This window comes from Thermoactinomyces vulgaris (assembly GCF_003688725.1).
Lineage (GTDB): Bacteria > Bacillota > Bacilli > Thermoactinomycetales > Thermoactinomycetaceae > Thermoactinomyces > Thermoactinomyces vulgaris.
In genome coordinates this window covers 501,027-522,224 of record NZ_REFP01000008.1, presented here as the reverse complement: position 1 = coordinate 522,224, position 21,198 = coordinate 501,027, and the positions used below count along the sequence as shown (strand labels likewise).

At 47.2% G+C, this 21,198-nt stretch carries 26 protein-coding genes; 5 read left to right on the top strand and 21 right to left on the bottom strand.

The genetic code is table 11. From position 1 onward, the window contains the following. The first annotated feature begins 223 nt into the window (after positions 1 to 223). A complete protein-coding gene (locus ATH33_RS07055; RefSeq protein ID WP_037997274.1) occupies positions 224 to 1,402 on the top strand; it encodes an iron-containing alcohol dehydrogenase in 1,179 nt (392 codons plus the stop codon). A 15-nt stretch (positions 1,403 to 1,417) separates the two neighbouring features. Further along, positions 1,418 to 2,308 carry a R2-like ligand-binding oxidase gene (locus tag ATH33_RS07050; protein WP_304412971.1) on the top strand — a complete coding sequence of 297 codons (891 nt, stop codon included), beginning with the start codon at positions 1,418 to 1,420 and terminating at the stop codon, positions 2,306 to 2,308. A 36-nt stretch (positions 2,309 to 2,344) separates the two neighbouring features. Here ATH33_RS07050 and ATH33_RS07045 read toward each other — a convergent pair whose 3' ends face one another. The 5 genes from ATH33_RS07045 to ATH33_RS07025 all read right to left on the bottom strand — a co-directional run bounded on the left by ATH33_RS07045 (position 2,345) and on the right by ATH33_RS07025 (position 6,822). Next, entirely contained in the window at positions 2,345 to 3,586 is a 1,242-nt protein-coding gene (locus tag ATH33_RS07045) for a dicarboxylate/amino acid:cation symporter (protein ID WP_037997315.1), read from the bottom strand. A gap of 215 nt (positions 3,587 to 3,801) precedes the next feature. After that, on the bottom strand, positions 3,802 to 4,503 hold the full coding sequence (locus ATH33_RS07040; protein ID WP_037997279.1) for an N-acetylmuramoyl-L-alanine amidase family protein: 702 nt from the start codon (positions 4,501 to 4,503) through the stop codon (positions 3,802 to 3,804). Positions 4,504 to 4,735: 232 nt separating this feature from the next. Next, positions 4,736 to 5,680 carry a sporulation protein gene (locus ATH33_RS07035; protein WP_131470923.1) on the bottom strand — a complete coding sequence of 315 codons (945 nt, stop codon included), beginning with the start codon at positions 5,678 to 5,680 and terminating at the stop codon, positions 4,736 to 4,738. Positions 5,681 to 5,689: 9 nt separating this feature from the next. Further along, a complete protein-coding gene (locus tag ATH33_RS07030; protein WP_165489738.1) occupies positions 5,690 to 6,412 on the bottom strand; it encodes a thermonuclease family protein in 723 nt (240 codons plus the stop codon). A 104-nt stretch (positions 6,413 to 6,516) separates the two neighbouring features. Continuing rightward, positions 6,517 to 6,822 carry a DUF4870 domain-containing protein gene (locus ATH33_RS07025; protein WP_037997284.1) on the bottom strand — a complete coding sequence of 102 codons (306 nt, stop codon included), beginning with the start codon at positions 6,820 to 6,822 and terminating at the stop codon, positions 6,517 to 6,519. A 209-nt stretch (positions 6,823 to 7,031) separates the two neighbouring features. Between ATH33_RS07025 and ATH33_RS13825 the strand changes: the two genes are divergently transcribed. Next, positions 7,032 to 7,166, top strand: a complete 135-nt coding sequence (locus ATH33_RS13825) for a hypothetical protein (protein ID WP_255347204.1) — start codon at positions 7,032 to 7,034, stop codon at positions 7,164 to 7,166. A 278-nt stretch (positions 7,167 to 7,444) separates the two neighbouring features. Here ATH33_RS13825 and ATH33_RS07020 read toward each other — a convergent pair whose 3' ends face one another. The 4 genes from ATH33_RS07020 to ATH33_RS07005 form a co-directional block, all read right to left on the bottom strand. Next, positions 7,445 to 7,693: a hypothetical protein gene (locus tag ATH33_RS07020; protein WP_037997286.1), complete on the bottom strand. Its 249-nt coding sequence runs from the start codon at positions 7,691 to 7,693 to the stop codon at positions 7,445 to 7,447. Between the two features lie 883 nt (positions 7,694 to 8,576). Then, on the bottom strand, positions 8,577 to 8,951 hold the full coding sequence (locus tag ATH33_RS07015) for an immunity 22 family protein (RefSeq protein ID WP_037997288.1): 375 nt from the start codon (positions 8,949 to 8,951) through the stop codon (positions 8,577 to 8,579). Positions 8,952 to 9,241: 290 nt separating this feature from the next. Continuing rightward, positions 9,242 to 9,520 (bottom strand): hypothetical protein, encoded by a 279-nt coding sequence (locus ATH33_RS07010; protein WP_138614938.1) that lies wholly within the window; start codon positions 9,518 to 9,520, stop codon positions 9,242 to 9,244. A 357-nt stretch (positions 9,521 to 9,877) separates the two neighbouring features. Next, positions 9,878 to 11,404: a YifB family Mg chelatase-like AAA ATPase gene (locus tag ATH33_RS07005; RefSeq protein WP_037997291.1), complete on the bottom strand. Its 1,527-nt coding sequence runs from the start codon at positions 11,402 to 11,404 to the stop codon at positions 9,878 to 9,880. Between the two features lie 186 nt (positions 11,405 to 11,590). Between ATH33_RS07005 and ATH33_RS07000 the strand changes: the two genes are divergently transcribed. Beyond that, positions 11,591 to 11,881: a hypothetical protein gene (locus ATH33_RS07000; RefSeq protein WP_037997292.1), complete on the top strand. Its 291-nt coding sequence runs from the start codon at positions 11,591 to 11,593 to the stop codon at positions 11,879 to 11,881. Between the two features lie 139 nt (positions 11,882 to 12,020). After that, entirely contained in the window at positions 12,021 to 13,292 is a 1,272-nt protein-coding gene (ilvA, locus tag ATH33_RS06995) for a threonine ammonia-lyase IlvA (protein ID WP_121874238.1), read from the top strand. A 56-nt stretch (positions 13,293 to 13,348) separates the two neighbouring features. On the opposite strand, the gene ATH33_RS06990 is transcribed toward ilvA, so the two are convergent. The 12 genes from ATH33_RS06990 to ftsY all read right to left on the bottom strand — a co-directional run bounded on the left by ATH33_RS06990 (position 13,349) and on the right by ftsY (position 21,197). After that, the gene (locus ATH33_RS06990) at positions 13,349 to 13,708 is read right to left on the bottom strand and encodes a YraN family protein (RefSeq protein ID WP_121874237.1); all 360 of its coding nucleotides are present in this window, start codon (positions 13,706 to 13,708) and stop codon (positions 13,349 to 13,351) included. Beyond that, complete coding sequence (locus tag ATH33_RS06985) at positions 13,705 to 14,511, bottom strand: ribonuclease HII (protein ID WP_121874236.1); 807 nt, start codon at positions 14,509 to 14,511, stop codon at positions 13,705 to 13,707. The genes ATH33_RS06990 and ATH33_RS06985 overlap by 4 nt, the downstream gene beginning before the upstream one ends. Beyond that, positions 14,486 to 15,382: a ribosome biogenesis GTPase YlqF gene (gene ylqF, locus ATH33_RS06980; protein ID WP_121874235.1), complete on the bottom strand. Its 897-nt coding sequence runs from the start codon at positions 15,380 to 15,382 to the stop codon at positions 14,486 to 14,488. Before ylqF ends, ATH33_RS06985 begins: the two co-directional genes overlap by 26 nt. Before the next feature lie 102 nt (positions 15,383 to 15,484). Next, on the bottom strand, positions 15,485 to 16,033 hold the full coding sequence (gene lepB, locus ATH33_RS06975) for a signal peptidase I (protein WP_062843177.1): 549 nt from the start codon (positions 16,031 to 16,033) through the stop codon (positions 15,485 to 15,487). 71 nt (positions 16,034 to 16,104) lie between these two features. Next, positions 16,105 to 16,455 carry a 50S ribosomal protein L19 gene (rplS, locus tag ATH33_RS06970; protein ID WP_037997320.1) on the bottom strand — a complete coding sequence of 117 codons (351 nt, stop codon included), beginning with the start codon at positions 16,453 to 16,455 and terminating at the stop codon, positions 16,105 to 16,107. 102 nt (positions 16,456 to 16,557) lie between these two features. Then, positions 16,558 to 17,283, bottom strand: coding sequence for a tRNA (guanosine(37)-N1)-methyltransferase TrmD (gene trmD / locus ATH33_RS06965; protein WP_082240754.1), 726 nt, complete (start codon positions 17,281 to 17,283; stop codon positions 16,558 to 16,560). An 11-nt stretch (positions 17,284 to 17,294) separates the two neighbouring features. After that, positions 17,295 to 17,828, bottom strand: coding sequence for a ribosome maturation factor RimM (gene rimM, locus ATH33_RS06960; RefSeq protein WP_037997305.1), 534 nt, complete (start codon positions 17,826 to 17,828; stop codon positions 17,295 to 17,297). Continuing rightward, positions 17,804 to 18,037 carry a KH domain-containing protein gene (locus ATH33_RS06955; protein ID WP_037997324.1) on the bottom strand — a complete coding sequence of 78 codons (234 nt, stop codon included), beginning with the start codon at positions 18,035 to 18,037 and terminating at the stop codon, positions 17,804 to 17,806. Before ATH33_RS06955 ends, rimM begins: the two co-directional genes overlap by 25 nt. A gap of 41 nt (positions 18,038 to 18,078) precedes the next feature. After that, positions 18,079 to 18,351 (bottom strand): 30S ribosomal protein S16, encoded by a 273-nt coding sequence (rpsP, locus tag ATH33_RS06950; protein ID WP_037997307.1) that lies wholly within the window; start codon positions 18,349 to 18,351, stop codon positions 18,079 to 18,081. Between the two features lie 39 nt (positions 18,352 to 18,390). After that, positions 18,391 to 19,740, bottom strand: coding sequence for a signal recognition particle protein (gene ffh, locus ATH33_RS06945; RefSeq protein ID WP_062843176.1), 1,350 nt, complete (start codon positions 19,738 to 19,740; stop codon positions 18,391 to 18,393). A gap of 25 nt (positions 19,741 to 19,765) precedes the next feature. Next, positions 19,766 to 20,098, bottom strand: coding sequence for a YlxM family DNA-binding protein (gene ylxM / locus ATH33_RS06940; RefSeq protein WP_037995188.1), 333 nt, complete (start codon positions 20,096 to 20,098; stop codon positions 19,766 to 19,768). A 106-nt stretch (positions 20,099 to 20,204) separates the two neighbouring features. After that, on the bottom strand, positions 20,205 to 21,197 hold the full coding sequence (gene ftsY, locus ATH33_RS06935; RefSeq protein WP_121874234.1) for a signal recognition particle-docking protein FtsY: 993 nt from the start codon (positions 21,195 to 21,197) through the stop codon (positions 20,205 to 20,207). Between the last annotated feature and the right edge of the window lies 1 nt (position 21,198).

Genomic DNA, 21,198 nt, shown 5'->3' with positions numbered 1-21,198 from the left:
GTCTAACCTCTCCATTACAAACATTATAATCTAAACAAATATATTTCTAAATATCTCACAAATATTAATGTAAGACAATTAGAATCTTATTAATATTAATCGCTTTCAAAAAAGAAAACATTGTATAATAAAATAGGGAGGTTGCTTTTATAAGCCACAGGCCGACCGATCCTTGTAAATATTCATTTGTTTTTATCAATATAACATATACAGGGGTGAAAAAATGACTTTTTCTTCCTTCCAATTTTTTCTCCATTCCCAAGTCCACAGCGGTTCAGGGACTTGTTCCCGTTTGGCTGAATTCGTGCACGGACTGGGAGGAAAACGGGTGGTCCTTTTCACTGACAAAGGTTTAACCCAAGCCGGCATCACGGAAAAAATCAAAAAGCTCCTGGACCAGACGGTCAAACCGGTGCAATTGGTCGGAATATTCGATGAAATCGAGCAAGACGCCAAGGGAGAAAAAATCAATCGTGCGGCCCAATTTTTCCGTGACCGCCAAGCTGATGCACTCATCGCTTTGGGAGGCGGGAGTGTCCTGGATACCGTCAAAGGGGTCAAATGGCTTTTGCATTTGGGAAAACAAGATATTCACGAATCCCTTAAACCGGTTGAACAAATAACCCTGCCGGAAGCAAAACCCATTCCGATTCCGCATATCGCCATCCCGACCACGGCCGGCACGGGATCCGAAGTTTCTCCGGTGGCTGTCATCTTTCATGAGAAATATCAGAAAAAAGCCAATCTGTTTCATCCCTATATCGCTGCCGATATTGCGATTCTCGATCCGGAGCTGACCGTCAGTCTGCCGCCTGAAATGACAGCTGCAACCGGAATGGATGCACTCACCCATGCAGTGGAAGCCTTTTTTTCACCGACCGCTCATCCGTATACGGATGCTTTTGCCATCCAAGCCATGCAAATGATCTTAAAACACCTTCCTGTGGCGGTGGAAGATGGAAACAATCTCGAAGCCCGTGAACAAATGCTGATTGCCAGTTCAATGGCCATTATTGCTTTTTGTTTCTCGTTGACGGCCGTCCCCGTTCACAATTTGTCCCACGCCCTCGGCGCCCGGTTCGGGATTCCGCACGGGCTGGCCAATGCGGTCTTGTTGCCCACTGTCATGGAAGGCCTGCCCTCATTCTATCAGCCGCGAATCGAGTCATTTTCCAAAATCATCGGAATTCCACCGGCGATCGATGCAGTCACCGGGTTCCTGAGAGAATTCCGAAAAAACGTGGGATTGCCGGATACATTTGCTGATTGGCATTTCACCCCTGAACTCGAGCAGGAATTGGTCTCGCTGGTGAAACAGGATCCGGCAGGAATTTATCCGATTCCTGATGAGACCATCTTAAGGATCGTTCGTGAAGTTTTTGACCAATCCATCAACACTTGAAATGCGGAGGAGGCGATGCAACACATGCGCAAAGAATTTCAGTCAACCCGTCCGGGAGGTCTCCGGTTTGATTCATTTCCATATCAGCTTTATCAAAAAGCCAAACGTGCAGGAACATGGAACCCGGAATCCATCGATTTTTCAAAAGACAAAAAAGATTGGGAACAGATGACCGAACAACAAAAAGAAGAAATCCGGGCACGGTCGTCCAGTTTTTTGGCCGGAGAAGAAGCGGTCACCATTGATTTGCTGCCTCTGATCATGGTCATCGCCAAAGAAGGGCGTTTGGAAGAGGAATTGTATCTGACGACATTTTTATTCGATGAAGCCAAACATACCGAATTTTTCCGACTGTTTCTCAATGCTATCGGGGAAACCGGCGATCTTTCCCGATACCATTCCCCCGCATACCGCAAAATTTTCAACGAAATGCTTCCGGAATCCTTGAACCGCTTGTTGCATGATGCTTCGCCCGAAGCGATTGTGGATGCCGCCACCATTTACAACATGTTTGTGGAAGGCGTGTTGGCGGAAACCGGTTATACCAGTTTCCATGAAGGGCTGGACAAATCCGGTTTGATGCCGGGATTGATGGAAGGAATCGGTTATTTGAAATTGGACGAATCGCGCCACATCAGCTATGGAACCTATCTCTTGCAGCGGTTGATTCACGAAAAACCTTCCCTGTTTGACCAGTTCGTCAAAAAAATGGAAGAACTGGCGCCATACGGTTTGGAAATCGTATCCCGATACCAGGAAGGTGTCAGCCCGCTGGGAGTGGATATGAAAAAACTCCGGCGCTTTGCCGAAAAACAAATTAACGTCCGCATCGAGATATTGTCCCGGGCCAAAAACGGCACATTCGATCCGACATCCCCTGATTCCCTCTCTTCTGACGGGTTTTAATAAAAAACCACACCTTTTAAAGGTGTGGTTTTTCTGTCATTCCAAATTATATTCTCCGTCCGGATGATACTCTTTTTCACTTTTGGCCACCACCAAGGTGGCAATCCCGTTTCCGATCATATTGACGATGGCCCGTGCTTCAGACATGAACCGGTCCACTCCCAACAACAGCGCCAACCCTTCCATGGGAATCACTTGCATGGCACTCAGGGTGGAAGCCAAAACAATGAATCCTCCCCCGGTTACGGTGGCGGCACCTTTGGACGTCAACATCAAAATGGCCAGGATGGTCAGCTCTTGGGTCAGGGTCAAATCCACTCCGCTGACCTGTGCCAAAAACACAACCGCCATGGTCAAATAAATGCTGGTTCCGTCCAAATTAAAGGAATAGCCGGTCGGCATGACCAAGCCGACCACCGATTTGGAACACCCTGCCTTCTCCATTTTTTTCATCATTTGCGGCAGGACCGATTCCGACGAAGAAGTGCCGAGCACAATCAACAATTCTTCCTTAATAAATTTTAAATATTTCAGGAGACTGAAACCGTACATTTTGCAAATCAGGTTCAGGATCACGAACACAAACAAAAACATGGTTGCATAAACCGACAACATCAATTTACCAAGCGGAACCAACGTCGCCAAACCATAATTTCCGATGGTAAAAGCCATCGCCCCGAATGCCCCCGCCGGAGCCGCTTTCATCACGATGTTGACGATTTTAAAGAATACATTGGAAATCCGGTCAAACAGATCAATCACAGGCTTTCCCGTCTCTCCCAGCGAAACCAGGGCAAACCCGAACAAAACCGCAAAGAAAACAACTTGCAAAATATCCCCCTTCGCGAAAGCTTCCACTGCATTGGACGGAATGATATGAATGATGAAATCGGACAGCTTCATTTTTTCCCCTTCTTGGGCGTATTCACTCACTTGGTCGCTTTCGGCTTGGGTTGCTTGAAGGTTCACTCCTTCACCGGGTTCCACCAAATTGGCAACAATCAGTCCGATAACCAAAGCAAAAGTGGTAACGATTTCAAAATAGATCAGCGCTTTTCCCCCGACCCTGCCCACTTTTTTCATGTCTCCCATTTTGGCAATGCCAAGCACGATGGTAAAAAATATTAACGGTGCAATCACCATTTTTACCATGTTGATAAACATTTCTCCCAATGGTTTCATCATTTTGGCTACATCCGGAACAAAGACTCCCAGCAAGATCCCGATAAAAATGGCTGACAGAACTTGAAAAGTCATATTTTTCAACAATTTCTTCATCCGGTACACCTCCACTACCCCCCTGTCTGAACAATTGCTCCATCCTTCATCCGAAGCCTTGTCCAATGGATCTCTTTTCTCTTTCAATATTTTAAAATATTTTATTATAAAAGATCTTATATATGCAAAATAAATATAGTTATTTTTATTCAGAATACCGCTTGGATATGGTGAATAAAATATAAGAAGGAGGAATACATCCTCCTTCCCTTTCTTTAATTCAATTTGTTCAATTGGATTTCATCGGCTCCTTTTCTTACCGCCTCGAGAATGGCTTCCGTGATTTTAGACTCATACGCTGTGTCATAGACCACTTTTCCATTCACCGTAATGCGGTACATTGGTTTCGGTTCCGTTTTTTTCTTTTCCAATCCGTAAATACGGGCAACCCCTTCCACAATGGATTGGGCCAAACCATCAATAAACTTGCCGTCTTTTAATAATTGATTTTCCCTTTCATTGGTGACAAAGAGATTTTCAATCAATATGGCCGCCATCTTTGTATTGCGAAGCACCGCAAAGTCTGCTTGCTTTTTTCCCCGGTCCTTTATTTGGTATTGGGATAAATAATTGGTGATGGTCGAATGCAGTTGATTTTGATAATTCTTGGTTTTGGAAGCGGCATTGGGGTGAATATACGTTTCGAATCCCTCTGCTTGCGAAGAGCTGGCCGAATTGATATGAATTGATAAAAAGAGATCACAGTTTCTTGCATTGGCAAAATCGGACCGCTCATTCAAATCCAGATAACGGTCATCCCAACGGGTCAGGGAAACAGTAACCCCTTTATACTCCCCAAAATAATCATTCATTTTTTTGGAAATTTGAAGAACCACGTCTTTTTCCGCCAATCCATGAGCACTTGCTCCCGGGTCTTTCCCGCCGTGCCCCGGGTCTATCACAACATACACGCTCATCGACATTCCCCCTGAAACAGATTGACAACCACAATATTCAGATAATTCATTCTCCATTAGAATTAATTCTTCATAACAAAAAATAAACCCTTCTACTCCAATTGGAATCTGTTAATCTTAAATTCTACCATTATCATTTTATAATATTCTTTCTTTCGATTTCTTCCACTGTGAACCGCCCGAAAATAAAAAAAGTGATGAATAACCATCGGGTCATTCACCACTTTTTGGATTAATCTTCATCTTCAAAGAAATCTTCCAATGCTTCCAATGCTTCATCATCGTCGTCATCATCGTCATCATCCATCAATCCATCAATCACTTCATTCATGATCATCCCGCCGATCATGCCGGCAGCAAAGCCGCCAATGGCTCCGGCCAACCCGGAAGAACCTTGACTGTGGCTGTGACCGTGACTGTGTTCATGGTAAACCGGTTCATGAGAAAAGCTTCCATGATATCCACCTTGGGCCTCCGCCATTTCGCTCAAAATTTGCTGCAACCGCCCGACCAACTCAGACTCAGGCTCCAATTCTTCATTGGAAATGAAAACTTCCCGCTTGATCTCTTGTTTGCCTCCAAAAGAAGAGTAAAGTTCCAGTTCCAGCAACAACCTGATTCCGTCCGGCTGAACGGCGGCGACAAACTCCAATTCTTCCGCTTGCCCCTGCAAGAAACCGGTCGGGAAAAGTTCAAATTCCTGCACCCGTCCGTTAAACTCCCGGGAGTCATGCTTTTCCCTGAAACCCAATTGGCCCAAAGCGTCGAGCACTTTTTGCAATGGCGCGGGACAAAGGATTTCTATGTAATCGCGATCCTTTTGATCCACCCCGCCGGCAATATCCAAATCAGTGTGAAAATAATAGGTGACGTAGTTTCCTGAAATCAAAAGGTCATAAGGCAATTGATATGCAAACGGAAATTCCCTGGTTTCGCCGGGGCGGATGGTAAATGATTCATAAAAAGGAATCGATGTGATGGTATGAACATGATCCGTATCCCCGTGCCGGATGATGACTTCCAGCTTCACATCAATCTTGTTGATCTTTTGTTCAACCTCGCCACCATGAATGAGCAATTTTCCTTCCACTGTGTCCCCCAATTGGAACCGGCTCTCATCCAGCACCAAATCCACCTTTGCAGCCCCTTTGCCAAACCGGGCCATCAGATCTTTCAACACTTTTTATCACCTTCCCATCATCAATTCATGATACCGATCCCAGCATTCTTTCACCTGACTGCGTTTGCGCTTGTCTTTCATTGCATCCTGCTCGGAATAATAATAAATGATATTGTCCGGTTTGATGTCTTTCACCGCTTCACATCCGATCGGGTGATAAACATCGCTGTTTTTGCTTGCAACAAAAATATTGGTTTCATCTTGTAAAGATTCAACTTTAAATCCGTTTTTCTGGACATACGAATCCCATTGCCAAATGCCGGCTTTCTTACGTTCCGCCTCTTTTTGGGCCTGGTTCAGGTCTTCCAGATACTTGGCTTTTGGATCATCCACATAGGCCACCCGGGCAAAACCGTTTTTCACCAACTCTTCCTGCAACAGTTTGCCGTCCACATGGACATAGGCAAGGAAACGCCCGTACTTGTCTCTTTTGTTCTCTTCCTTTTCCAATTCAATTTGATTGGCTTTTTCGATCAATTGCTTGGTAAATGCTGTGGCTTCCTCTCCGAGCGGTTGTTTTCCCAGCTGAGGATGATTGGTTTCCGGCGTGTCCACCAACAGCAACCGGACGGTCTCCTCTTTATTTTTCAACTTGATTTTAATCGTGTCCCCGTCAATCACGGTGACGGATTTTTTCGGCACTTCCACTTTCTCATCATTTCCACAGCCGGCAGCCATGAGCAACGCAACCAACAAACCCAAAATCGACAGCTTTTTGAAACTCCTCACCATTCCTACTCCTTTTTTCATGATCCAACTGTATATATTTCCATTTGTACTTCTTTTCTAAATTACCACACTCCCGATTAAAAATCAAATTCGGTAAAGAAAATTTAAATCCACTTCTTAATGATCGGATATTGAAACGGACGATTTTGCAACGCACGAATAATGCCCGTCAACGGGACAAACAAAGCCGCCAGTCCGAAAACCACGATGAACGGGAACCCGATCAGAATCCACAATAAATTTGTAGAAATCCATAACAGCGACAAAACGGAACCATGAAAAACCACCGCTTGCAAAGCCAATCTTTTTAATTCCCGGTCACTTCCAAACAAAAACACAATCAACGGCACCAAAATCGGAGCAAACCAGATGCTCGCATGAAGCAACACCCGGATCAACTTCTCATCCATTTCATCACCCCTCCTTAAATGGGCCGGCCGTTTTGGACAGCCTATTTGTTTTTCTTTTAAAATCAAATTGCCTGTTTTATTTTACCGAATGTAAAACCCAATTACGAACCCCCCACCAGGTTACTGAAAAATTATAATATTATTTACAAATTGATAAAAATATGTACAATCGATGTTAGGAGTCACGTTCCCGATTGGGGGGAAGCAGCATGCACTCAAAAAAAGACCAGCTCGTCACAGTGATTTGCCACAAATGTAAAACCGAAGTGTGCAAAGCACTTCCCGGCAGCATGGTCCGCTGCCCCAAATGCAAAACCTGGTCCACTGCCGATCTCTCTTACTGATTCTGAAATACGGACAGATATTGATTGCTGCCATCGCTGTGGAAATATCGCAGCGGCACTTGCAAAGTACCGTTTTCAGCAACATCACATAAGAGATCCATTCTGAACATCGAAGACAACCATCTCTGTATGGACGGACAACTCACATAGATCACATTCTCAACACCCTTTTTTCTTCTCTCAAAAAGAGACACCGTGCTGGTGTCTCTTTTTATCATATGTTTTTCACGTCTGAAGGTGCACCCGGCTCCCGCAACATTTGTGCGGTTTCATGGAGTTCACACATTCTTATGAAAAGACTGATCATGAACCAGCCGGTGTTTTTCTTTGGCTTTGACGATTGCAAACAACAAAGGCACCAACAGCGCATTCAGCAAAGTCAGCCCCCCGCAAACGAGAATGGCAACATTCATGTGATAACTGTACAGCCATCCTCCCACCGATCCCCCGAGTGCATCTCCGACGAAAAAAGCGGATTGAGACGGATAAAAAAACGGATCGTAAAACCAAAATGGCAATGACCACAAGGGGCGGGAATTTCACCATCAAAAGCAAAACCACCACACCGGTCAAAATTTGGGATCCGGTAAACAACAGGACTTTTCTGTGATGGATTTTTTCTCCACTAATAAAAAGAGAGACGATCACCCAAACCAACGTGATCACCGCCATGAGGACCCCGACACTGGTAATGGAGAATCCGCTGTTTTTAATGATCACCGGCAAAAAAGGGGTCAACATACTGGTGATCAAACCGCTGATGACCCCCAGCAGGACCACCCCCGCAGACAAAAAAGCATGGTCCCGCCAACACAACCGGATAGGAAAAGGAGGGAATGCCTAACCAAGCGGCAATAAACCCGACCGACACCTCCCCAAAGCGGCCCCGAAAGCGAATTGAAAAAATTTTCTATAATCTAACAGGTCGATCAACCCCAGAGCTAATGGTACCAGTCAATAAGAGGCTTGAGGTACCGGATTGCGTAATTTGACTCTTCTATACCAAACGACACAACAACTAATTCTTCATAACCATAAATCGATGGTGATATCCTGAAAGACATCTTCTTCTAATAATTCCCAATAATCCTCTAAGCCTTTTAAGTTCTAACCATTGCAAAAGGGTAAAAGTTGATTATGGGTTTCAATGAACAGTCAAATCACAAACTTCTTTAATCCACTTTTCAGTGGGATCCTCTTCATCCAAGTCTCTTACTCCTTCTGATCCCAAATCGTTACCCGAAAGACCATATTTCAGCAACTTCGTGGCATATCTTACCCGCCAGGAAAATTGTTATTTCACATCCAAGGTTAACGCCTTTTGAATTCCTTTCCATGTGAAGTGATCCATGGTGTTGGGGTTGTCCCTGTAAACGGAATCACAATGCTTTAAATGGGAACATTATTCATTTACATATATGGTAACGCCCCCAAAAACCGAAACCGATTTGTTTCTTTTACGGTTCCATCATAGGCAAAGTTATAAAGTAAAATAACTGAATTCACTTCTTGATCCAGATACTCACCGCAAATCCCGATAAATCCAGGAATTATCTTTTCATCATATGAAAACCCCTTAAGAATAACTCTCAAATCATTTGATGGTTCATTGTAAAACTCCACTTCTAAAAAATCTTCATCGTAATATTCAATGCTAAAATCCTTTTCAAATTGCGAATTAACCCAATCCCCGTCCTCTGTATAACTTTGCATCACATAGCTTTCCAGCTCTTCAAACGAACTTACGTCACCAATGAACATGGATACATATCCTTTTTTCTCCAAAAAATTTTCCTCCTCAATTTTTATCTTTCCCGCTGAAGATGATGGGTTTGTGAAATCCAAACGCCAAGATATAAAAGAACCAAAAAAGGGCGATATAGCTCTTTATCGCCCAACAAAATCCTCTTTCCGGATCAGAGCATTTACATTAAAGTCCGTTTGAAATCCTCATCCATCTCAAATGCTTCTTTCAATATTTCCCTTAAATCATCTTAATTGCGGAATCCGGCTGCTCTGAAACGTTCGTCTGTACCATCCAATAACTGCTTTAACCTAGTCCCATGGATCACCAATCAGCAACTCCCCATCCATTCGGACCACCGGATAAAATCCAAAAGAGCATAGCTGAGAGAAATATTGAATTTAAATTGAAAAGGAGGGTATTCCTCCACAATTTGAAAGAAATTTTCCCTTTTATCGTTACGGGCCGGATAACCCAATTCATTATCATAATCAAATTCTTCGTCAAAGTCATATTTCGCAGACATATTTTTGTACCTGTTAATAAAATCAATCTTCTCCAATGCTGCCCTGATCTCCGGTGCCAATTGCATTTCTGGTGGTATCTGCATGATTCATTCCTCTCTGCTTTATTTCCATTCCATATTTATATTGGCCAAATCCATCAAACCACTTTTGTGCTCCTGGATGGTAGAGCAGGATTTTTATGATGTTGCAACATGAGGTGGCACCCCAGCCGGCTTGAATTGCTTGTGAGTTTGCTTTGATATGGAGCCGCTTTGATTAACAAGCGGAGAGTGTGTCAAAACAGACACCCAACTCCGCTCTCCATCCGACGTTCATCGAACTGAGGCACACGAGTTTTTGAGAATTCGGCTTGGGAAGCCCGCCGTCATTCGTTGTTCACTGATAATCCCCGGACACGCGATAAGCCTTTTTTTTCGCATAATCCCTTTGTCTAAGATAAATCACTCCCAAAACTTCCGGTCCAGGCTCCGGTACTGGATCGCTTCGGCAATATGGGCAGGCCCGATGTTTTCTTCTCCTGCCAAGTCGGCAATGGTGCGGGCCACCTTGAGGATACGGTCATGTGCCCGGGCACTCAAACCGAGGGTTTCAAAAGCCTGCTTCATCAGCCGGAGCGACGCCGGATCCAACTTGCAGTATTTGCGGATATCGGCTGTGCTCATGGTGCTGTTGGTTTTCGTTTCGCTTCCCCGGAAACGTTCCTGCTGTCTTTTTCGCGCCTGGTTTACCCGTTTTCGGATGGAAGCGGAGGATTCTCCGCTTTCCCCTTTGCTCAATGTTTGAAAATCCACCTTCGGTACCTCGATGTGAATGTCGATCCGATCCAGCAAGGGACCGGAAATTTTGGACCGGTATCGCTGCACTTGGTGCGGGGTGCAGGTGCAACTGCGATCCTCTTCATAACCAAAAAAACCGCATGGACACGGGTTCATGGAAGCGACCAGCATAAATTCCGCCGGATAAGTGTAAACCGCTCTTGCCCTTCCCAAGGTGACGGTCCCGTCTTCCAAGGGCTGCCTGAGCACTTCCAGCACCGTTTTGGAAAACTCCGGCAATTCATCCAGGAAAAGAACACCCTGGTGCGACAAGCTGATCTCTCCCGGCCTGGGAACGGCTCCGCCACCGATCAAACCGGCGCTGGAAATCGTATGGTGGGGAGACCGGAACGGGCGAAAGCGGATCAATCTTCCCTTTTCCTTGATATATCCGGCAATGCTGTATATTTTCGTCACTTCCAAGGACTCTTCCAAATCCATCGGCGGCAGAATGGTGGGAATTCTTTTGGCCAGCATGGTTTTGCCTGAACCGGGCGGACCGATCAACATCAGGTTATGCCCTCCGGCAGCGGCCACTTCCATGGCCCTTTTCACATGGGCCTGCCCTTGGACATCCGAAAAGTCAGCCAAAAAATGTTCCGGTTCTTCTTCTGTTTCGCCGGACACTTCCGGAGGGCTCCATTCTTGGCGCAAATAACCGATCGCCTGCTTCAAGGAATCCACCGGCACGATTTTCATCCCGTCCACCAGTGCCCCTTCCCCCGCATTCCGGCTTGGCAGAATCACTTCCGTAAAACCCGCTTTTTTGGCTGCCATAACCATCGGCAACACCCCACTCAAAGGGCGAAGCCCTCCTTCCAATGACAACTCGCCGATCAATAACAAGCGATCCAGTTGCTTCCCTTCCAATTGACCGCTGGCCGCCAACACACCAATGGCAATCGCCAGGTCAAATCCGGCCCCTTCCTTTTTCACGTCAGCCGGGGCCAGGTTGGTGGTGATCCGCTGCAGCGGAAACGAAACCCCGCTGTTTTTTAACGCAGCCCGGACACGTTCTTTGGACTCGCGAACGGAAGAATCCGGCAACCCGACAATATCAAAGACAGGAAGCCCGTTGCTGATATCCACTTCCACTTCGACAATCAACCCGTCGATGCCCATCAAACTGGCACTGTATAATTTGCTGTACATTTTTTCACCCCCGCCCTGTTTCTCACTTTGCGACAAACCAACTCTATTTTTTCATATTTTACTATATTTTGACAATCCATCGCTTTCTTTCGTCTTTCTCCACAAGAATACAAACGAATTTTTCTGTTTTTTCATAACTTAATAGAGGATCCGAAGGATCCAAATTCCAACAAGGAGGAAGAGATGATGAGCCATTCATGTTCATGCCATCACCGGAGAAGGCGGGTTGTACTGGATCCGGAGAAAAGAAAAAGAAAATTTGTCCATTTAAGACGCGGGCAATCCGTCCTGATCAAATGCTGCCACCATGCACACCATACCAAAACTTGTGTTTTGGAACGGGGAGAAGCCGTCAAAGTTCATTGTGGACACAGCAAAGCGGTGGTCACCTGCGGGCACCCGGATCGATGCCGGAAAGTCCACCGTCTTTGTCTGAAACCGGGTGAAGCCGTTCTGCTTCGTTGCAAACATTGTTAACCGGTGGAAAGCGCCGCATCATCGGCGCTTTTTCTTTTTTCTGTCCTCCTCTTTAAAATTTTCATTTAATATTCCCAAAAATGAGAGGATTGTGCTAAAATACTTCATTAAATACTTCTTAGCCAAAGGATGAGTTGAGATGAGCAAAGTGTTGGATCTGAGAACCGAACGGGTCAAAGTGGAGGACATCCTCATTGCCAATCAGCGGCTCAAAGAAGTTTGCAGGCATACTCCTTTGGAGCACAATCCCCTTTTGTCCGACAAATACGGCTGTCAAATCCATTTGAAACGGGAAGATTTGCAAGTGGTCCGTTCCTTTAAAATCCGCGGGGCTTATCACACCATCATCAGCCTCCCGGAGGAAGAACGGCAACAAGGGGTGGTTTGCGCGAGTGCAGGAAACCATGCCCAGGGGGTTTCCTATTCATGCAATCATTTAAAAATTCCCGGCAAAATTTTCATGCCGACCACCACACCGAGGCAAAAGATCAATCAAGTCAAACATTACGGTGGCAAATTTGTAGAAGTGGTTTTGACCGGGGACACCTTTGATGACGCTTATCATCAAGCCGTGGCTTATGCCAAAAAACATCACATGTCTTTTATCCATCCGTTTGACGATTACCGCACCATTGTCGGGCAGGGAACCATCGGGATCGAAATCCTGAATGACCTGAACCAACCCCCGGATTATGTTTTTGTCGCCATCGGCGGCGGAGGACTGGCTGCCGGGATCAGTTCTTACATAAAAAGCGTTTATCCCCAAACCAAGGTGATCGGTGTGGAACCTGCCGGGGCCCCGGGGATGAAAACGTCTTTTGAGAACGGAAAAGTTACTGAATTAAAAGAAATCGACCCTTTTGTGGACGGAGCGGCAGTGAAACATGTCGGCGAGCTCACTTTTCAAATTTGCCGGGAAAATATCGATGAGGTGGTTTTGGTTCCGGAAGGAAAAATTTGCACCACCATCTTGAACTTATACAATCAGAATGCCATCATTGCGGAACCGGCCGGGGCATTGGCCATATCCGCCCTGGATTTTTACCGGGAAGCCATTCGCGGAAAAAATGTCGTCTGCATCATGAGCGGCGGCAATAATGATATCGACCGGATGCAAGAAATCAAGGAACGTTCTCTCATTTACGAGGGGTTAAAACATTATTTCATTATCAACTTCCCCCAACGGGCCGGCGCTTTGCGCGAGTTTTTGGATGATGTCCTCGGCGAAAATGATGATATCACCCGCTTTGAATATACCAAGAAAAACAACAAAGACAACGGGCCGGCACTGGTGGGAATCGAACTGAAATACCGGGAGGATTATCCTTCACTCATTGAGCGGATGAAAAAGAAAGGGTTCCCGTTTATCGAAATCAACAACGATCCGCGCCTGTTCCATCTGTTAATCTGACTCTTTGTTTGACAAAAACCACCGCTTTCACCGTGAAAAGTGGTGGTTTTCATTATTTAAAAAGCGCCTTCGATATGATTCAGTTGCGGATTTTCTTCATCCCACAATACGGAAATGACATCGAAACGAAGCGGCAAATGGTGCAGACGGTGCCGGCTCACATACAGCACCGCCAAACGTCGCAGTTTTTGTTGTTTTCGGAAACCGACCGACTCAAGACCGTAACCAAATTTGGCACTCCGGGTCGTCCGGACTTCCACAATCACCAGTTGCCCGTCTTTCATCGCAATGATATCCAGTTCTCCCATCCGGGTTGCCCAATTCCGGTCCCAGATGATATACCCTTTTTCCGACAGAAACCGGGCCGCCAGCTCTTCCCCAAGCCGGCCGACCTGTTTTCTTTTGTCTTTTCTCATCGTGATTCTCCTTGCAACAAAAGACGGGCGGTGTTTTTCATACACGAGCGGACCGGCGCAAAGCTTTTCCGGTGAATGGGTGAAGGGCCGAACGCTTCAAGCGCCTTGAGATGTTCCGGCGTTCCATATCCCATATGATGGTCAAACCCGTATTCTGGATACTTTTCGGCCATTTGCATCATCCACTCATCACGAACCGTTTTGGCAATGACGGATGCAGCAGCAATCGAATGGCTTTTGGCATCTCCTTTGATGATCGCTTGTTGCGGGATGCCGAGATCCGGAATGGTCACCGCGTCAGCCAACACCATGTCCGGTTTCACCGGCAATTGTTCGATGGCTTTTCGCATCGCATGGTACGTGGCTTGCAAAATATTGTGCCGGTCAATATAAAGCTCATCCGCCATTCCCACACCAATGGCAATCGCTTCGGACTCAATGCGCTCCTTCAGGCGTTGCCGGTTTTGCGGTGTCATTTGTTTGGAATCATTTAACCCCTCCACGGGAAACGATTCCGGCAGGATCACCGCCGCCGCCACCACGGGACCGGCCAAAGGCCCCCGTCCGGCTTCATCCACCCCCGCAATCATCCGGATTCCTTGTTGGCGATATTTCTTTTCGTAATGCCACATTTGTTCCAAGCGTTCTTCTTCTTTTTTTCTTCGTTCCTGTTTTCTGATATATTGGGCCGCCAATTTTTGCACACCCGCCCGCGAATCGTTTTGAAGTTCCGCCAATTCCTGCGGGCTCAGCCTCTCTTTCTTCTCCAACCATTTCTTAATTTCCGCGATCGTCCCCTGCATTTCCCATCTCCTCTTTTCCGATCCAATCCTCCGGAAATTCAAAAGAAATCCGCCCCAAACGACCGACTCTCAACTCATGCAACAAAAGCTCAGCCACTTTTTCATAATCAATCTCTCCGCCCCGCAACAAACACCCCCGTTTTTTCCCAATCTCCTCCATCAACGTGACTCCGTCTTGTTCCGTTTGCTCCAGTTTGTACCGTTTTTTCAAACGATCCGGATACCGGTCTTTTAAATAATTTAATACATACAAAGCCACTTCATCGATCGGCAAAATCGTTTCTTTGATGGCGCCGCTTGCCGCCAGACGCAAGCCGGTGACGGGATCGTCAAATTTGGGCCACAAAATCCCGGGGGTGTCCAACAGTTCCATGGTTTTTCCGACCCGGATCCACTGCTGTGCTTTGGTCACCCCGGGCCGGTCACCGGTTTCGGCAACGGAACGTTTGGCCAGGCGGTTGATCAACGAAGATTTTCCCACATTGGGAATTCCGGTCACCATGGCTCGAAATTTGCGGGACTGAATCCCTTTTTTCTCTCTTTGTTGGAACAGCGGGGCCAGGACTTTTTCACACGCCGGAATAATCTGTTGGACCCCTTTCCCTGTTTGTGCATCAACCGGAAGCACCGGCATCCGACGGGCTTGAAAATATTTCATCCAAGCCTGATTCGCCTGTTCATCCGCCAAATCGCATTTGGTCAATAAAATGAGACGGGGCTTGTCTTTCAGAATTTCATCCATCATGGGATTTCGACTGGATAACGGCAAACGCGCATCCAACAATTCAAACACGATGTCGACCAACTTCAGTTTCTCTTCAACCTGCCGGCGCGCCTTTGCCATATGTCCCGGGAACCACTGAATGGTCATATGTACGTCACACCTCTTCTATCCTGTTGCCAACAGGGGGATTTTTCCAATCGGTGTCAAATGGAAAAGGAGCTTTCAAAAAGGCTCCTTCAATTGAAAAAATCACAACCATTTCATTTCAAAAACGGGCCAATAAATAAATTCCGCCCTTCCCACCAGTTGAGACATCGAAACCGCTCCGATCACCCGGCTGTCCGTGCTGTTCAACCGGTTATCCCCCAGAACAAAAACCTTGCCTTGCGGCACTTGCACCTCATCAAAATCCATGGTGCGCATATGGTCGGAAAGATAAGGTTCATCCACGATCTTCCCGTTGATCAGAATTTTATTGTTTTTGGCTTCGACCGTCTCCCCCGGCAAGGCGATTACCCGTTTGATGAAATCTTTGTCTTTACTTTCGTGAAAAACAACGATTTCTCCTCGTTCAGGCTCTCTCATTTTGTAAATCAACTTATTGACCAAAACCAGATCTCCGGTATACATCGTTTCTTCCATCGACGGACCGGATACGGCAAAAGGTTCAAAAACAAAGATACGAATCAACACCGCCAAAAGAACGGCGATCAGAAATGCACGAACCCAATCCAGCACTTTTCCGCCTTTCCCGTATTCCTGATTGTTTTTCTCTGTACGAGGGACATATGAGGTCATTGGATTTCCCCCAATTGGCTCGTCAATGTGAGAAAAGGGCTTGATCCTCAAGCCCTTTTTCTTCTGTCTTATTATTTTTGATGAAGTTCTTTAATACGAGCGGCTTTTCCGCGGCGTTCACGCAAGTAGAACAATTTGGCGCGACGAACTTTACCACGGCGAACCACTTCGATTTTTTCAATGCGCGGTGAATGTAACGGGAAGGTACGTTCCACACCGATCCCGTAAGAAATTTTGCGAACGGTGAATGTTTCGGAAATGCCTCCGCCGCGACGTTGAATCACAACGCCTTCAAACACCTGAATCCGTTCCCGTTGTCCTTCTTTAACGCGCACGTGAACACGGAGGGTGTCCCCTGCACGGAATTGAGGAATATCTTTACGAAGTTGTTCTTCGGTAATTTCACGAATGATTGGACGCATCTCATCCAAACCTCCTTTCATCAGTCTCTCCGTCCAATGCCGTCGAACGACCAGAACGGGGATATTTTACCACAGCCACTAATTGAATACAATTTCGCCATCCTAATCCGACAGCTTTTTTAAAAAGCGGCGATCCTCTTCGGTTAATGGGACTTTTTCCAGAAGATCGGGCCTTCTTTGCCAAGTCCGAAGCAATGACTGCTCACGCCGCCATTTTTCAATCTTGGCATGATGCCCGGACAACAGCACCTCAGGCACTTTGAGACCGCGGAAATCCGCCGGCCTCGTGTATTGGGGATACTCCAGCAACCCGGTGGAAAAAGAATCGGTCACCGCTGAAGTTTCATTCCCCAGTACTCCGGGAACCAGACGACTGATGCTGTCAATTAAAATCATCGCCGGTAATTCTCCGCCGGTCAGAACATAATCGCCGATGGAAATTTCCTTGGTGGCCAGATGCTCCCGGATTCGCTCGTCAAATCCTTCATAGTGACCGCAAAGGATAATCAACCGGGAGTGCTGTGCCAATTCCTCGGCCTTTTTTTGCGTGTAGGTTTCACCTTGCGGTGACATCAACAGGATGGGGGGACGTGGTGAGCCTTGTGTCAGATCATCGACGGCACGAAACAGCGGTTCCGGTTTTAAGACCATGCCGCCGCCGCCACCATACGGCGTGTCATCCACCGTACGATGCCGGTCTGTTGCATATTCACGAAAATTGACCAGATTCGCTGAGATCAAACCTTTTTCACGAGCCCTAGCAATCATGCTGGTTTGCATAAAGCCTTCAAACATCTCGGGAAAAAGGGTGAGAACATCGAAATGAATGTGTGCCAAGGTTACGCCAGTCCTTCCATCCACTCAATCGTGATGCGTTTTTCCTTGAGATCGACATCTTTGACAATCTCGGAAATATAAGGAATCAAAATGTCTTTTTTCTGATCGGCCGGCTGAATCACCCAAACATCATTGGCCGGAAGCGGCAAGATTTCTTTGACCCGGCCCAGTTCTTGTCCATCGGTCGTGACAGCCGTCAGGCCGACAATCTGGTGGAAATAATATTCTCCACTTTCTTCATCGACAGGCACCTGATCTTCTTTATGGACCACCAATCGTCCTCCTTTGAAAGGTTCGGCTTGGTTGATATTGTCCCATTCGCGGAACTTGACCAAATAGACGGATTGATGGATGCGGTTTTTTTCCACCGTCAGCACCATCGGTTCCTCTTCTTGCGGAGGAAGGAGGATCAGCCGGCTGCCGGGTGCAAAACGGACTTCTGGAAAATCCGTGTTGGATTGGACACGAACTTCCCCGCGAATGCCATGTGTTCCGACAATCCGGCCCACATTTAAGTATTCATGATTTCCACCCATACCCGTTTCTTCTCCTTCCAGGCAGCAGCTTTGGCCACGGAACGGATCGCCTGCACAACCCGTCCCTGTTTGCCGATAACCTTTCCCAAATCCTCTTTGGTGACGGACAATCGGTAGATGATGACATCATCTTTCTCCACTTCATCCACCCGGATTTCTTCCGGATGGTCGACCAGTGGCGCCGCCATGTATTCAATCAGTTCTTTCAGTTCTTTCATCTTGGTCCTCCTGTCGGATCAAGACCATTTCATTATTTGCCATGTTTTTGTTCGTGAACTTTTTTCAGAATCCCTTCTCTTTTGAACAGGTTGCGAACCGTGTCGGAAGGTTGCGCACCTTTGGCCAACCAAGAGAGGGCTTTTTCTTCGTCGATTTTCACTGTGGCCGGTTCCGTGATCGGATTGTAGTATCCGATTTCGTCAATGGAACGTCCGTCACGGGGAGCGCGGGAATCAGCCACGACCACACGATAAAATGGTGCTTTTTTGGCTCCCATTCTTCTCAAACGAATTTTCACTGCCATCACTTTTCACCTCCTCATCAAAGTCAAGAATGATGTTTATCACATAAAGGGGAAAGGAAAACCTCTGCGTTTTCTCTTCTTCCCGCCTTTTGCCATTTGGGAGAATTGCTTCATCATTTTCTTCATGTCATTAAATTGCTTCAACAGGCGATTCACATCTTGCACCGTGGTACCGCTGCCTTGTGCAATCCTTTTGCGCCGGCTGGCATTGATGATTTCCGGATGGGATTTTTCCTGTGGCGTCATGGAACGGATGATCGCTTCGACTTTCACCAGCTGTTTTTCATCCACTTGAACGTTTTTCAAACCTTTCATCGCCCCCGCTCCCGGCAACATGGAAAGCATGTCCTCGAGCGGGCCCATCTTGCGCACTTGTTGCAATTGATCCAAAAAATCATCAAAAGTAAAAGACAAGGTGCGCATTTTCCGTTCCATCTCTTTGGCTTTTTCCTCATCCACCGCAGACTGGGCTTTTTCGATCAACGTCAGCACGTCGCCCATTCCCAAAATGCGGGATGCCATCCGGTCCGGGAAGAACGGTTCAAGCGAATCCGTTTTTTCCCCCGTTCCGACAAATTTGATCGGGCAATCGGTCACCGCTTTGACGGATAAAGCCGCTCCTCCGCGGGTGTCGCCATCCAGCTTCGTCAGAACCACACCCGTCAGCCCCAGTTGCTGATGAAAGTGTTCTGCCACATTGACCGCATCCTGCCCGGTCATCGCATCCACCACAAGCAGGATTTCATGCGGCGAAATTTTTTCGCGGATCTGCCTCAACTCGTCCATCATCTCATCATCGATGTGCAGGCGCCCCGCCGTATCGATGATGACATAATCAAAGCCTTCTTCTTTGGCCTTTTGGACGCCTTTCTCCGCGATCACCACGGGGCTTTCTTGATCTCCCATGGAGAAAACGGGCGTGTCCAAACTTTCCCCCAACACTTCCAATTGTCTGATCGCCGCCGGCCGGTAAACGTCTCCCGCCACCAAGAGGGCACGGCGATTCTGCTTTTTGAGATAGCGGGCCAATTTGCCAGAAGTGGTCGTTTTACCGGCACCCTGCAATCCAACCATCATGATGATCGTCGGTGACTTCTGGGCTTGATGCAGTTTGCTTTGTTCTCCCCCCATCAGCCGGGTCAACTCTTCATTCACCACTTTGATCACTTGCTGGCCGGGGGTTAAACTTTTCATCACTTCTTGTCCGACCGCCCGCTCTTTCACACGGTCGATGAACTGTTTCACGACTTTGAAGTTCACATCCGCTTCGAGCAATGCCAAGCGGACTTCCCGCATCGCTTCTTTTACATCCGCTTCAGTCACTTTCCCCTTGCCACGCAACTTCCGCATGACGGATTGCAGTCTTTCCGATAAACCTTCAAACGCCATGATGGCCCCCTCCTCACATGGCTGATTAATCGAGCTTCTCCAACTCCCGGATCAACGGCCCGATTGCTTTGGCTGCTTCTGGCATTTGATCTAACCGGCTCTTGATCGTTTCGATCAATTGTTGCCGTTTCAGGTGACTTTTCACCAATCCCAAACTTTTTTCCAAATCAAGCATGGTGGATTGGGCTCGCTTAATCGCCTCATAGACTGCCTGTCGGGAGACTCCCTGATGCTCAGCGATTTCACCCAATGACCAGTCTTCCACATAATATAGTTCAAGCAACGAACGTTGTTTTTCCGTCAACAACGTGCCGTAAAAATCATAAAGCAAATTCATTTGGGTAGTTTGATCCAACACGGGAGTGATCCCCCCAAACGCCGTCAAGGCAATAACCTTTACGGTTGTATAATATATCGGAGACCCAAAGCGATGTCAAGGATTTTTCCTTGCAAGAGAAAATTTTTCAGCCTTCGGAAGCTTCCTCTTCCATCATGTCCTGCAGCAAGGCGTGCAAAAATTGTTCAGAATCAAATTCCTGCAAGTCATCCGCCTGTTCCCCCAGCCCGACCAATTTCACGGGCAATCCCAGCTCATGGTCAATGGCAATCACGATTCCGCCTTTGGCCGTGCCGTCCAGTTTGGTCAGGACGATTCCGGAAACATTGACGGCTTGCCGGAATTGTTTCGCTTGTACCAATGCATTTTGTCCGGTGGTGGCATCCAGCACCAATAAAACCTCATGCGGCGCTCCGGGCACCTCCCGGGTCACCACGCGGTGAACTTTTTTCAACTCTTCCATCAAATTCACTTTGTTTTGCAGCCGGCCGGCCGTATCACAAAGCAATACATCCGCTTTGCGGGACTTGGCCGCCTGAATGCCGTCATAAATGACCGCCGCCGGATCGGAACCGGCTTGATGTTTGATCACATCCACCCCGGCACGTCGGCCCCAGGTTTCCAGTTGTTCAATGGCCCCGGCGCGAAAGGTGTCTCCCGCGGCCAACACCACTTTCTTCCCTTCATTCTTAAGCCGGTGTGCCAGTTTTCCGATCGTGGTGGTTTTTCCGACACCGTTGACTCCCACGAACAAAAAGACCGTCAGGCCGTCTTCATTAAACCGCAATCCCTGTTCCTCTTCATCCTTCGTGAGAATCTCGGCGATCAATTCCGACAACAGCGGTTTTAATTCCACGGGGTCTTTGATTTTCCGCTCTTTCACCTCATCGCGCAGACGCTCCACCAAGTACATCGTGGTTTGGACCCCCACATCGGCGCCAATGAGAATTTCCTCCAATTCTTCATACAAATCCTCGTCAATTTTGCTGCGTCCGCTGAACAGGTTGGAGATGGCCCCGACAAATTGATCCCTGCTCGTGCTCAATCCGGTCACAAACTTCTGGGTGACCGTCTCCGTTTTTTTGGACACGCGATCCTTTAATTTCCGGAAAAAACTCATG